The sequence below is a fragment of the Nonomuraea sp. NPDC005650 genome (assembly GCF_040605375.1).
GTDB lineage: Bacteria > Actinomycetota > Actinomycetes > Streptosporangiales > Streptosporangiaceae > Nonomuraea.
Genome location: NZ_JBEXCR010000003.1, coordinates 103,736 through 116,773, shown reverse-complemented (window position 1 = coordinate 116,773; position 13,038 = coordinate 103,736). Strand labels below are relative to the sequence as shown.

Below are 13,038 nucleotides of genomic sequence, written 5' to 3'. Positions count from 1 at the left end.
TTACGTACACCGTACGTACGTCCGCATCCCGAGACTTGCACGTACACCGTACGTACGTCAATAGAATGAGGTATGCCCACGGAGCCCCTCTCGCGAGGCCGCATCGTCGCCACGGCCATCGACCTCATCGAGCGCGAGGGGGCCGACGCGGTCTCCATGCGGCGCATCGCGGCCGAGCTCGGCGTCGGAGTGATGTCCCTCTACAACCACGTGCCCAACAAGGACGCCCTGCTCAACGGGGTGGCCGAGGCCGTGCTGAGCGGGATCGAGTTCACCGACGACCCCGGCGCGCACTGGACCGACCGGGTGCGCGCGCAGGCGCGGGCGTTCCGCCAGATCGCCCACGACCACCCGCGCTCGACCATGGTGGTCGTCAGCCGCCAGCTCCACTCCACGGCGGGGCTGCTGCCGGTCGAGCGGGCGCTCGCGACGCTGCGCGGCGCCGGGTTCGACGGGGCGGAGGCGGTCAGGATGTTGCGGATGTTCATCGCGTACATCGTGGGCTCGCTGCTGCGGGAGGTGGGGGTGACGCCCACGTTCGCGCCCGTCCACGACCGGCTGGTCAAGGCCGAGAGCGTCGATCCCGCGCTGTTCCCCGAGGTCCATTCACTGGCGCCGCTGCTGGACCAGTGCGATCACGAGGCGGAGTTCGAGTTCGGGCTGGAGCTGCTCATCCAGGCGATCGAGGTGCACGTGGCGCGTAGGGAGGGCACCCGGTGAGCCGCGGGTGCCCTCGCCTGTCTCCGGCTAGTACCAGTTGTGCGATCTCCAATGTCCCCAGGCGCCGCACGGCCTGCCGTACCTCCCCTTGATGTAGGACAGTCCCCACCGGATCTGCGTCTCGGGGTTGGACTTCCAGTCGCGTCCGGCGCCGCGCATCTTGCCCGCGGGCAGTGCCTGCGGGATGCCGTACGCGCCGGACGAGCGGTTGGTCGCGTGATGGTTCCAGTTGCTCTCCCTGGTCCATAGGTTGTCCAGGCAGCGGAACTCCTGCAGGTTCCACGATCGCTGGACCACCTGGTCCAGCGCGATTCTCTTATTCCTGTTCGGCGTGGCCACCGCGACCTTCGGGTGCGCCTTCGTCGTCCAGGTCCCGATCCGCACCACGGGCGGCCGGCTTTCTGTCCAGGCCGTGGGCGTTCCGGGCACGGTGAACGTGGTGAACGCCGCGGCGGTGACGAGTGTGCCGCTGAGCGCGCGTTTGCTGTCCAAGTCGATCCTTGCTGTCGGGTCGCGTGCGGACGGGGCGCACCGCATCCGGCGCCCCTGCCGATCCGCGTCCGTGGCTCGGACGCGGAGGGTCCGCGCGGCCCTCCGGGAATCTGGCACCGCCCGATCCCGCTGGGCGGCCCGAAGAGCGCCGCGACGTGTCCTCTAGCACGATTCCTATTACGTTCGGTCACTGTGGGTCACCAATCTCGACACGCGGTGGAGAGGTGTTTGCGCGAGCGTTGCGGATAAAAGCCCCTCTCGCAGGACCGCCCTTGCCTGCTCCGCCGTTCGCCTGAACGGGCCTTGCCGCAAACCGCGACCAACTATGGGGTTTGGCCGAGCGCCGCCCGCGGGTAAGCACGGTCTTCGGTCCCGGGAGGGCGAGAAACCGAATCACATTCCGCAGGCGTAGGGTGCGACTCATGAGCCTCTCTGACATCCAGCTCCGCACTCTCGACGACGCCCCCACCACCCTGGGGGAGCTGGCGGCCGGCAAGGCCGTCCTGGTCGTCAACGTGGCCTCCCGATGCGGCCTCACCCCGCAGTACGGCGCCCTGGTCAAGCTCCAGGAGCAGTACGGCCCGCGCGGCTTCACCGTGGTCGGCATGCCCTGCAACCAGTTCGCCGGCCAGGAGCCGGGCACGGCCGAGGAGATCCAGGCGTTCTGCTCGGCGACGTACGGGGTGGACTTCCCGCTCCTGGAGAAGGCCGACGTCAACGGCCCCGACCGGCACCCCCTGTACGAGGAGCTGACGCGGACCCCCGACGAGCAGGGCGAGGCGGGCGACGTGCAGTGGAACTTCGAGAAGTTCCTGGTGGACAGGGAGGGCAACACCGTGGCCCGCTTCCGCCCCCGCACCACCCCCGACGACCCCGCGGTCACCTCGGCCATCGAGAAGCTCCTCTGAGGGCTCCGGCGGCGCGGCCCCGAGCCGCGCCGCCGGGCCGGAAAACCTTTCGACGCCCCGCGCGCGCTCGGCCAAGATGATCGGATGACGTCCGAGACGAGGGTCGCCGTGGTGACCGGGGTGAGCAGGCGGATCGGGATCGGCTACGCCATCGCGCGGGAGCTGCTGGCGACGGGCGCGAAGGTGTTCGTGCAGTCGTGGACCCCGCACGACGCCGAGCAGTCGTGGGGCAGCGACCCCGCGGGCATGGACGGCGTGCTGGAGACGCTGGGCGGCGTCGGCGACCGGCTGCACCACGTGGAGGCGGACTTCGCGGACCCGGCGGCGCCGGCGTGGGTGATGGAGCAGGCGCTCGCCAGGTTCGGGCACGTGGACGTGCTCGTGGCCAACCACGCCCGCAGCAACCGGCAGTCGCTGGAGGAGGTGACGGCCGCCGGGCTGGACCTGTCGTGGGCGGTGAACGCGCGGGCCAGCGTGCTGCTGACGCAGGCGTTCGCGGCCCAGCACGACGACCGGCGGCCCGGCGGCAGGGTGATCCTGTTCACCTCCGGCCAGCATCTGGCTCCGATGACGGGCGAGCTGCCGTACGCGATCAGCAAGGGCGCGATCCAGCAGATGACGCTCAGCCTGGCCGACGCGCTCGCGGACCGGGGCATCACCGTCAACACCGTCAATCCGGGCCCGGTCGACACGGGCTGGGCCGATCCCGAGCTCACCCGGCGGGTCGGCCGTGCGCTCCCGGCCGGGCGCTGGGTGCGGCCGGAGGAGGTGGCCCGGGTGGTGCGCTGGCTGACCTCGGACGAGGCCGCCTGGATCACCGGGCAGGTGATCAACGCCGAGGGCGGGTTCCGCCGCTGGGTTCCGTAATCGTGTGATTTCGCTCCGTGATGGGTACTGGTCCAGGCATTGGCCTGACGTCCCGCAGGGAGCACGCGATGACGATCAATCCGTACTCTGGTTCGCCTTTCAGCTACGCCACCGAGCCCGCCGTGGGGCCGTACTCGATCGTGGAGCTGATGCCCGGCGTCCGGAACATGCTGGAGTACACCGGGCTAGAGGCGGGCGAGCGCGTGCTGCTGCTCATGGAGCACACCGTCGACCCGGTCGTCGTGCAGGCCATCGCGGCGGCCGCGGCCTACCGGGGCGCCGACGTGCGCATCCTGTCCGTGCCGCCGTTCAGCCCCGGGGGGTGGGACCGGGAGGCGTCGCTGCACATCGAGACGGCCGCCTTCCGCGAGGCCGACCTGGTGATCAGCGGCACCTGGTGGGGCGAGGTGCACACCGCGCCGCTGTTCTTCGACCAGATCAAGTCGCGCTCCTCCCGGTTCCTGTCCCTGCACATGACGGCCACCGCGGGGGCGCTGCTCACCGGGGGGCGGCTGCCCGCCGAGGTCTTCTACGCGCTGCTGCGCCGGACGCTGCGGCAGGTGTCGGGCGCCCGGTCGATCCAGGTGACCTCCGCGCGGGGGACGGACGTGACGTTCTCGGGGCTGACGTTCGACCCGGACCCCGGCGCGATGCGGCCCGGCGACTGGCGGCCCTTCCCGTACGGGGGCGCCAACTTCTGGCCCACCGACACCGAGGGCGTCATCATGATCGAGGACAGCACGGTGACCGGCGTGCCCGAGGAGTCCCTGCGCATCACGCTGGAGGGCAACCTCGTACGCAAGATCGAGGGCGGGGCCGCGGCCGAGCAGCTGCGCCGCTACGCGCCCGGCGGCTTCTACATGCGCCACGGCCTGCTCGGGCTGAACCCGAAGGTGCGGGTGGCCGGGGGGAACCAGTTCGAGCGGGAGAAGCACGCCGGGGCCTTCTACTGCGGCCTCGACGGCCTGACCGACGGGCTGCCGGTCACGACGGGCCCGGGGTTCGCGCACTGCGACTGCCAGGTCGACCGGCCCACCGTGCTGGTGGACGGCGAGCTGTTCGTCGAGGAGGGGCGCCTGCTGATGCTCGACGAGCCGGAGATCAGGGAGGTCGCGGCGCGGTTCGGCCCGCCGGACGTGGTCCTCGACGACAACCCGATCATGATCCTGCCGCGCCGCTACACCGGCACCGGCGCCGTCTGACGGCGGGGGCCGTCTGAGGGCGCGGGAGCCTTCTGACGGCGGGGAGCCTTCTAGCGGCGCGGGCCGCAGCTGCCGCGGATGATGAGCTCGGTTGGCAGGACCACGCTGCGCGGCTTCCTGCTGCCGGCCCGGAGCACGAGCTCCGCCGCCCGGTAGCCCATGTCCCGGCCCGGCTGGGCGATCACCGTCAGGGGCGGTGAGCACAGCTCGGCCCAGGGCACGTCGTCGTACATCACCAGGGAGACGTCCTTGGGCACCCGCAGGTCCAGCTCCCTGGCCGCCAGCACCGCCGCCTCGCCCAGCACGTTGCCCCCGGCGACCACCGCCGACAGGTCGGGGCGGCTCTGGAAGAGGCCGGAGGCGGCGGCGTAGGCGGAGTCGCGGCTGCCGGTGCCGAACACGACCAGCTCCTCGTCCACGGGCGCTCCCACGGCCTCCCTGAAGGCGTTGACCCGGCTGCCCTGGCCGGGGCCGCCGAGGAAGGCGATGCGCTTGTGGCCCAGCCCGCGCAGGTAGCGCACGGCCGTGCGGATGCCGGCCCGGTCGTCGGCCACCACGGCGGGGACGTCCAGCGGGCGGGCCGGGGCGGCGGCGGCCAGGCCGTCCAGGGCCATGAGGTCGGCGACGCCCGCCGTCCGCACGTCCTCGGGGGAGGAGCGGAGCGGCAGGCGGTCGGCGAAGACCACCGTCATGCCCGCGCGCAGCGCGGGGGACCAGGTGTCCGCGTCTCCCGACGGCACGGCGATCACGCGGTCCACGCTCTGCTCCAGGAGCATGCCGATGAGGTCGGCCTCCTGCTCGGGGTCGCCGCCGGTGGAGCCGATCACGACGGGCTCGCCGGCCGAGCGGGCGCAGGCGAGCACGCCCTCGGAAAGCTGGCCGTAGAAGGTGTCGGTCAGGTCGGGGACGAGCAGGCCCATGCCGCCCGTGCGGCGTTGGCGCAGGTTGCGGCCCAGGGCGCTGGGGCGGTAGTCGAGCTGGGCGGCGACGGCCAGGACGCGCTCCCGGGTCGCCGGGCTGGCCGAGCCGCCGGACAGCACCCTGGACACGGTCGCGACGCCCACGCCGGCCGCCTGGGCCACATCCTTGATCGTCGCCCGCTTCTCCATGGAAACGATTCCATCATGGTTTCCGGAAAACGGGAAGAGTCACGTGCCGGCAAAGGCTGGTCACACGGCAACCCTTGACAGCGATGTCCGTTTCGGGTGAGATGCTTGAAAACGTATCCACGTGAGTGGGTCACGGTAACAACGTCCGGGCCACCCGCCCTGGAGCGCGAAGGAATGTCATGGCATCCATCATTCTGACGAACGTCGACAAGGTCTACGCCGGTGGCGTGAAGGCCGTGAACGGGCTCAACCTTGAGATCAAGGACGGCGAGTTCATGGTGCTGGTCGGCCCATCCGGTTGCGGTAAGTCGACCGCCCTCCGGATGATCGCGGGCCTCGAGGACATCAGCGGCGGTGAGATCTCCATCGGCGACAAGGTGGTCAACCACCTGCCGCCCAAGGACCGCGACATCGCGATGGTCTTCCAGAACTACGCGCTCTACCCCCACATGACGGTCGAGGAGAACCTCGCCTTCGGCCTCAAGCTCCGCAAGATGCCCAAGCCGGAGATCCAGAAGCGGGTCAACGAGGCCGCCAAGATGCTCGGCCTCGAGACCTACCTCAAGCGCAAGCCGGCCGCCCTCTCCGGTGGTCAGCGCCAGCGTGTCGCCATGGGCCGCGCCATCGTGCGTGAGCCGCAGGCCTTCCTCATGGACGAGCCGCTGTCCAACCTGGACGCCAAGCTCCGCGTCTCCATGCGCGCCTCGCTCAACCAGATGCACGAGCGCCTCGGCGTCACCACCGTGTACGTCACCCACGACCAGGTCGAGGCCATGACCCTCGGCGACCGCGTCTGCGTGCTGCGCGACGGCCTGCTCCAGCAGGTCGACACCCCGCAGAACCTGTTCGACAAGCCGGTCAACCTGTTCGTCGCCGGCTTCATGGGCTCGCCCTCGATGAACTTCGCCACCGCCGAGCTCGTCCGCGACGGCGGCGACGCCGCCGTCACCTTCGCCGACATCAAGCTGCCGATCCCCGACTCGACCTTCACCGACAAGCCGGGCCTCGACCAGTACGTCGGCAAGAAGATCATCCTCGGCATCCGCCCCTCCGACTTCGAGGACGCGGCCTCGGCCGGCAACCACGCCAACGGCTGGGCCACGCTGCCGGTCAAGGCGGAGGTCACCGAGGAGCTGGGCTCCGAGATCAACGTGCTGTTCCTGATCGACGCCCCGCCCGTCGAGCACAAGGACACCGTCGCCGCCGCCGACGCGGGTGACGACGAGGAGGCCGCGCTGCCGCTGTCGGGCGACAAGTCCCTGTGGACCGCCCGCGTCAACGCCCGCAGCCACGCCCGTCCCGGCCAGAACATCGACCTGGTCCTCGACACGCACAACCTGCACTTCTTCGACCCCGAGAGCGGCCTGTCGATCGGCCACGAGGCCAACCGCTAGCCGACTCCTGCATTCCCGGCCGTGAGCCTCGCTCACGACCGCTCGGGCCCCCACCGCGACCCCCTCCCGCGGCGGGGGCCCGTTCCATTGCGCTCCGGTACGGGCTCAGCGGCCGATGCTCGCCGACACGCGGGCCTGCAGGCCGCGCGGCACCAGCTTGCCGACCGCGACGATGGCCTTGTAACGCAGGTCGGGCACGGACACCCGCTTGCCCAGCGCCAGGTCGCGCATGGCCTCCCGCACCACGTCGTCGGCCTTCAGCCAGAGGAACCCGGGGATCCCCGAGGTGTCCATCGCGGCCCGCTGGTGGAACTCGGTCCGCACGAAACCGGGGCAGAGTGCCATGATCTTGATGCGCGGGTGGCCGACCTCGCTCGCGGCGGACTCGCTGAAGTTCACCACCCACGCCTTGGACGCGCTGTACGTGCCCCGCGGGAAGAACGCCGCCACCGAGGCCACGTTGACGATCGCGCCCCGGTCGCGCTCCCGCATGCCGGGCAGCGCGGCCAGCGTCAGCCTCAGCACGGCCTCGCAGTGCACCTTGAGCATGCGCACCTCGTCCTCGACCGGCACCTCGGGGAAGCTGCCCTGATGGCCGAACCCGGCGTTGTTGACCAGCAGGTCGACCCCGCCGGCCAGCCTGGACTCCACCCTGGCCAGCCCCTCCTCGGTGCCGAGGTCGGCGGGCAGCACCTCGACGCTCACGCCGTACCTGAGCTTGAGCTGGTCGGCGCTCTCGGAGAGCCGTTGCGCGGCGCGGGACACCAGGACGAGCGAGAAGCCGTCGGCGGCCAGGCGCCGGGCGAAGGCGGCGCCGATGCCGGAGGTCGCGCCGGTGATCAATGCGGTAGGCATGCCTGAACCTTAATGCCGTGCGAGGATGGGCGTCGTGCGACTCGTGGCGGTCTCAACGGCCCTCCTCGTGACCCTCGCCGCGTGCGCGCAGGAGCCGGCGCCACCCGCGCCGGTCCCGCTCGCCCCTGCGGAGAGCGACTCCGCCGAGGGCGCTTCGACGGAGAGCGCCGCCCCGGCGCCGGAGCCCGCGGAGACGGAGCCCCCGCGGCGCGGGAAGCTGCGCTTCAAGGAGATCGCCAAGCTGGAGAAGCCGGTGGCGTTCGCCGTGCGCGAGGGCGACGACCGCCTCTACGTGGCCGAGCAGACCGGCAGGTTACGCACCTCCGACGGCGACGTGGTGATCGATCTGTCCGGCGAGGTGAGCGGCGGCAACGAGCAGGGCCTGCTCGGCGTCGCCTTCCATCCCTCCGGCCGCTGGGTCTACCTCGACTGGACCGACGCGCGGGGCGACACCCACGTCACCGAATGGGCCTTCGACGGGTCCAGGGCCACGGCCAGGCGCGACGTGCTCACCCAGGACCAGCCCTACGCCAACCACAACGGCGGCCAGCTCGCCTTCGGCCCCGATGGCTACCTCTACATCGCGCTCGGCGACGGCGGCAGCGCCGGCGACCCCCAGGGCAACGGCCAGAAGCTGACGACCCTGCTCGGCAAGATCCTGCGCATCGACCCGCGCGGCGGCCGGCCGTACCAGGTCCCGGAAGACAACCCGTTCGTCGGCAAGCAGGGCGCAAAACCCGAAATATGGGCTTACGGGCTGCGCAACCCCTGGCGGTTCGGCTTCGACCGCGACACGGGAGACCTGTGGATCGGCGACGTCGGGCAGAACGCCTGGGAGGAGGTCGACCACCAGCCGGCCGGATCGCGGGGCGGCGAGAACTACGGCTGGAACGCCCGCGAGGGCAAGAGCCGCTACCGGGGCGCGAAGGGCCGTGACATGGTCGACCCGGTGATCACGTACTCCCTGGACGAGGGCGGAAACTGCTCCGTCATCGCCGGATACGTCTACCGCGGCGCGAAGATCCCCTGGCTGCGGGGCCGGTTCCTGTACGGCGACTTCTGCGCCGGCTGGATCAAGGCCGCGCGGGCCGACGAGCCGGCGGACGCCGCCGAGGTGGGGAAGGTCGAGCAGCTCTCGTCCTTCGGCCAGGGGCACGACGGCGAGCTGTACGCGCTCAGCCTGCAGGGTCCTCTCTACCGGATCGAGCCTGCCTGACCCGCTCGATCAGCCTTTCGACCTGGTCGTTGAGCTTGCTCCCCCGGGCCCAGCCCGCGTAGAGCGTGAGGAAGACGACCACCTCGCGCAGCTCGGTCTCGGTGAGCTCGCCCGAGTGCAGCGCGGCGTCGAGGTGGACGTCCGCCTGCTCGTGGAGCCCCTGGCCGACGAGCAGCCCGAGAAGGAGCAGGCGGCGCTCCCGCACCGACAGGACCGTCCTCGCCCAGACGTCGGCGAACTGCCGCTCCGCCGTCATGCCGAAGGAGTCGACGGTCTCCATTGCGGGTTCTGACATTGTGCGCTCCCGTGGCGGTCGGAAGGGATCCTCATATCTTTCGCTACTTCCCCAGTTGAACCAATGGGGGTTGCATGAACGTTGTAGGCGCGCGAACCGCCCGCCGGAGGCGACCGCCACGGAGCGTTACGGACCATGCGCGTAGCCTTAATTGATCTGTAACAAGTAAAGCCAAGGCACGGCCAAGATTTGGTCAAGATTTTTCTCTGCGCGTCGGGCTCATTAGGCCTGAAAGCGGGCACAACAACTCCGTTGGTCCGTAAAGCGGAGGTAAGCCCTGGTGAAAAAGGCACGGGGTTTGATCGCGGTCACGGTCGCGATCCTGATGCTGTCCGCGTGCGCCGGACAGCCCGAATTCCATTACGTACGCGACAAGGCGGGCACGACCTACTTCAAGGTGCCGTCCTCGTTCACGCAGCTCAATGCCGACCCCATTGAGCTGTACCTGTCCGGCGACCATCCGAACTCGGCGGCGGCCCTCATGCGGGCCCAGCGGGTGTGGTCGACCGCCTTCGACCAGTCCGCGGAGCCGTCGGTCAACCACCTGCTCGGCTCGACGGAGCCATTCGTCTACGCGACGGTGCACCAGCTCACGGAGGACCAGCGGGACGGGATCTCGCTGAACCGGCTGCGCGACTTCGTGCTGCCGGTGACCTCGCAGATGCGCGAACTCTACGAGCAGCAGGTCCTGGCGTCGGGGCAGCCGCCGATGTTCAAGAATTTCGCGCTCATCAACGACGAGGTCCTGACGATGGACAACGGCGCCAGGGGAGTGCGGGTCCGCTTCGAATATCAGATCGGCGAGGACGTCCAGATGTTCGACCAGACCGCCATCCTCGACGAGAAGGGCGCCACGGTCTCCGTCATGCTCATCGGCTGCCAATCCATCTGCTTCCAGAAACGCGGCGCCGAGTTCGACAAGATCGAGAGTACGTTCAAGCTGCTCCGGCTGCCCGGATGAGGGAGCACCATTGACCACGACCAATCACCATGAAGGGCTGCGTGCCCCCGGCAGCGGGCCCTCCGACCCCGAATCCGTGACCAGAAAGAAGATGCAGTTCTGGGACCGGAGCAAATTCCTCATCGTCCTGGTGGTCGCCTACCTCATCCTCACGTGGAAGGTGATGGCCGACTTCCAGGGCATCGTCGTGTTCCCGGAGGCCGCGCAGCGGATCGCGTACGAGTACCAGTGGATCTTCTGGCTGCTCGGCGTGGAGGTCGCGCGGCAACTGCACTTCCTCGTCAGCGAGCACTGGTCCGGCTACCACCGCTTCTGGAGCCACCGGGTGTTCGGCGGCTTCGAGCGCTGGACGCACCGGCGGTTCGACGACTGGACGAGATACCGCCTGTCGCGGGCGCTCAAGGTCACCTTCTTCATCGTGCTGACGGCCCTGGTGCTGGGGGCGGTGCTGGACGTCAGCCCGTTCGTCGCGGTGATGCAGGCGCCGGCGCTGCTGTGGAACGCGATGCCGTTCCTGATCCAGATCGTCTTCCTGTTCTTCGTGGTCATCATCCAGTTCGTGGGCCTGTTCTGGTTCCTGTCCAGGGGCGGCGTGGAGACGTACTTCCCCGACGACATCAAGACCCGCTTCCACGACGTGTGGGGGCAGGACCACGTGGTCGAGCGCGTCCGGGAGAACATCGTCTTCCTGGAGCGGCCCGACGAGATCGAGCGGCGCGGCGGGTACGTCCCCAGCGGCCTGCTGCTGTGGGGGCCGCCGGGCACCGGCAAGACCCTCATGGCCGAGGCCGTCGCGGGTGAGACCGGCAAGCCGTACGTGTTCGTGGATCCGGGCGCGTTCACGAACATGTTCATGGGCGTCGGCATCCTGAAGGTCAAGGGGCTGTTCAGGAAGCTGCGCAAGCTGGCGCTCCGGTACGGCGGCGTCATCGTCTTCTTCGACGAGGCCGACTCGCTCGGCAAGCGCGGCCGGCTCGCCCAGCAGGGCCCGCCCGGGCAGGGCGGCTTCTCCGGCCTGTCCGGCGTCAACGGCTGCCACGGGCTCAACTACCTGTCCGAGGAGACCCGCCAGGTGCTGGCCTTCCGCGCCAGGCGCGAGTCGCCCGACGAGCCGGAGCGGCGCAACCGCTTCTTCATGGGCGGCGGCATGAACGGCTCCGGCGACCCCGGCACGCTGCAGGCGCTGCTCACCGAGCTGTCCGGGCTCAAGAAGCCGCGCGGGTTCTTCAACCGGCTCGTCCGCAGGCTGCTCGGCATGCGGCCCAAGCCGCCGCCCAAGTACCGCATCCTCGTCATGATGGCCACCAACCGGCCCGACGCGCTCGACGAGGCGCTGCTGCGGCCCGGCCGCATCGACCGCATCTACAAGGTCGGCTACCCGTCCAAGGCCGGCCGGGTGCGCACGTACCAGGGCTATTTCGACAAGGTGTGGCACGAGCTCACCCCGGAGCAGGTCGACAAGCTGGCGACGATCACCCCGTACGCCACCGGCGCCACGATCAAGGACCTGGTGAACGAGTCGCTGATCACCGCCATCAGGGACGGGCGCGAGATCATCACCTGGTCGGACGTGCTGCGGGCCAAGCGACTCAAGCAGCTCGGCCCGCCCGAGGACGTCGAGTACATCGAGCGCGAGCGCCACGCCGTGGCCGTGCACGAGGCCTGCCACGCCGTCGTGGCGTACGTGACCCGCTTCCACCTCGAGATCGACATCGCCACCATCGAGAAGGGCGCCGACTACCTGGGCATGGTCGCCTCGATCAAGCCCGAGGACCAGTTCACCCGGTGGAAGTCCGAGCACGAGGCGGACATCATGGTCTCCCTGGCCTCGCTGGCCGGCGAGCGGATGTTCTTCGGCGAGGACAACTCCTCCGGCGTCTCCGGCGACCTGTACTCGGCCACGTACCTGACCGCCATGATGGAGTCGTACTGGGGCATGGGCTCCGGCGTCACCTCGCTGCCGGCGCTCCAGGAGCTGGAGATCATGGGCGGCAAGGCCGTGCGCAAGTCCGGCCCCGGCGGCGGCTCGATCGGCATCACCGAAAGGGAGCCCGCCAGGAACCAGCCCGACCTGACCCCCGACGTGCTGGGGGAGCGGATCGAGTTCAACCTGGTGCGGCTGCTGGAGAAGACCGAGGAGCTGCTGCAGGAGCACCGCAGGGAGGTGCTCAGCGTGGCGCACGCGCTGGAGACGCACAAGACGCTCAACGGCGACGACGTGGTGGCCATCATCCGCCGGGAGCCCGGGCCGCTCATGGACGGCACGATCTACGCCTCCGACGAGCTCTACCAGGAGCTGGAGGAATACCACCGCGACGCGGCCAGGGCCCACAAGGAGCACAGCCACATCGAGCGGGACCTGCCCGGGCCGGCGGAGGAGCCGGTGGAGCCGCGGCCGCTCGCCTTCGGCGGCGCCGGCGTGCAGGCCGTCCAGCTGGCGCAGCCCCTGGTCCTGCAGGCGCCGCCGCCCGCCGTGCACGACGTGAACGGGGAGGCGGCCGACCGGCCGGAGTTCGTGCCGTGGGCGGCGGCCTCGCCGCCTCCCACGCCCGTGCCGATCATGGTGGGGACACCCACCGCGGCCGCGGCCCCGCCCCGGGCGCGGCGCGGCGCGGGCCGGGTCTGGCTGGTCGTCGCCAGCCTGCTCGGGCTCGTGGCACTGTGCATCATCGCGGCGCTCGCGGTGACGGGCACGGTGGCGGGCGGCGGCACGAACGCGGCCACCTCGACCGTGGCCTCGCCGGGGCTGCTGCTCCTGCTGTTCGTCGTGGTGGTCGCGGTGATCGTGGGCGCCGGGCTCGCGCTCGTCGCGATCAAGGGGGTACGCGCCGCGCAGGCCAGGGCCGAGCGCGAACGCGACCAGGCCCACGCCCGCGCCCAGCTCCTGGCCGCGGCGATGGATCCCGACACGGCCATGCGGCTGCTCGGCTACGACGGGAACGGGAAGGACGGCCGTACCTGACGCGGCGGCAGTGACGCGACGGCCCTGATGCGGCGGTCCTGACGCGGCGGTCCCGAT

12 protein-coding genes are annotated in these 13,038 nt (G+C 70.2%); 8 read left to right on the top strand and 4 right to left on the bottom strand.

Going from position 1 to position 13,038, the window contains the following annotated elements:
- Positions 1–72 precede the first annotated feature (72 nt).
- Positions 73–720 (top strand): TetR/AcrR family transcriptional regulator C-terminal domain-containing protein, encoded by a 648-nt coding sequence (locus ABZS69_RS05985; RefSeq protein WP_355367215.1) that lies wholly within the window; start codon positions 73–75, stop codon positions 718–720.
- A 27-nt stretch (positions 721–747) separates the two neighbouring features.
- Here ABZS69_RS05985 and ABZS69_RS05980 read toward each other — a convergent pair whose 3' ends face one another.
- Positions 748–1,212, bottom strand: coding sequence for a transglycosylase SLT domain-containing protein (locus ABZS69_RS05980; RefSeq protein ID WP_355367212.1), 465 nt, complete (start codon positions 1,210–1,212; stop codon positions 748–750).
- Positions 1,213–1,634: 422 nt separating this feature from the next.
- Between ABZS69_RS05980 and ABZS69_RS05975 the strand changes: the two genes are divergently transcribed.
- The 3 genes from ABZS69_RS05975 to ABZS69_RS05965 all read left to right on the top strand — a co-directional run bounded on the left by ABZS69_RS05975 (position 1,635) and on the right by ABZS69_RS05965 (position 4,189).
- Entirely contained in the window at positions 1,635–2,120 is a 486-nt protein-coding gene (locus ABZS69_RS05975) for a glutathione peroxidase (RefSeq protein ID WP_355367209.1), read from the top strand.
- Positions 2,121–2,204: 84 nt separating this feature from the next.
- Positions 2,205–2,987: an SDR family oxidoreductase gene (locus ABZS69_RS05970; RefSeq protein ID WP_355367206.1), complete on the top strand. Its 783-nt coding sequence runs from the start codon at positions 2,205–2,207 to the stop codon at positions 2,985–2,987.
- 68 nt (positions 2,988–3,055) lie between these two features.
- On the top strand, positions 3,056–4,189 hold the full coding sequence (locus ABZS69_RS05965; protein WP_355367203.1) for a hypothetical protein: 1,134 nt from the start codon (positions 3,056–3,058) through the stop codon (positions 4,187–4,189).
- A gap of 50 nt (positions 4,190–4,239) precedes the next feature.
- Here ABZS69_RS05965 and ABZS69_RS05960 read toward each other — a convergent pair whose 3' ends face one another.
- Positions 4,240–5,298: a LacI family DNA-binding transcriptional regulator gene (locus tag ABZS69_RS05960; RefSeq protein WP_355367200.1), complete on the bottom strand. Its 1,059-nt coding sequence runs from the start codon at positions 5,296–5,298 to the stop codon at positions 4,240–4,242.
- 179 nt (positions 5,299–5,477) lie between these two features.
- Here ABZS69_RS05960 and ugpC point away from each other — a divergent pair, with 179 nt between their 5' ends.
- A complete protein-coding gene (gene ugpC / locus ABZS69_RS05955; protein WP_355367197.1) occupies positions 5,478–6,692 on the top strand; it encodes a sn-glycerol-3-phosphate ABC transporter ATP-binding protein UgpC in 1,215 nt (404 codons plus the stop codon).
- A gap of 105 nt (positions 6,693–6,797) precedes the next feature.
- Here the strand turns inward: ugpC and ABZS69_RS05950 are convergent, their stop codons facing one another.
- Entirely contained in the window at positions 6,798–7,547 is a 750-nt protein-coding gene (locus ABZS69_RS05950; protein WP_355367194.1) for an SDR family oxidoreductase, read from the bottom strand.
- A 34-nt stretch (positions 7,548–7,581) separates the two neighbouring features.
- On the opposite strand from ABZS69_RS05950, the gene ABZS69_RS05945 reads away from it, so the two are divergent.
- Entirely contained in the window at positions 7,582–8,763 is a 1,182-nt protein-coding gene (locus ABZS69_RS05945) for a PQQ-dependent sugar dehydrogenase (protein WP_355367191.1), read from the top strand.
- Here ABZS69_RS05945 and ABZS69_RS05940 read toward each other — a convergent pair.
- Positions 8,723–9,058 (bottom strand): carboxymuconolactone decarboxylase family protein, encoded by a 336-nt coding sequence (locus tag ABZS69_RS05940; protein WP_355367188.1) that lies wholly within the window; start codon positions 9,056–9,058, stop codon positions 8,723–8,725. The two genes, ABZS69_RS05945 and ABZS69_RS05940, sit on opposite strands and share 41 nt — an antisense overlap.
- Positions 9,059–9,338: 280 nt before the next feature.
- Between ABZS69_RS05940 and ABZS69_RS05935 the strand changes: the two genes are divergently transcribed.
- Together ABZS69_RS05935 and ABZS69_RS05930 are read left to right on the top strand one after the other, a co-directional pair.
- Entirely contained in the window at positions 9,339–10,019 is a 681-nt protein-coding gene (locus tag ABZS69_RS05935; RefSeq protein ID WP_355367185.1) for a hypothetical protein, read from the top strand.
- 10 nt (positions 10,020–10,029) lie between these two features.
- Entirely contained in the window at positions 10,030–12,981 is a 2,952-nt protein-coding gene (locus ABZS69_RS05930) for an AAA family ATPase (RefSeq protein WP_355367182.1), read from the top strand.
- Positions 12,982–13,038: the final 57 nt, after the last annotated feature.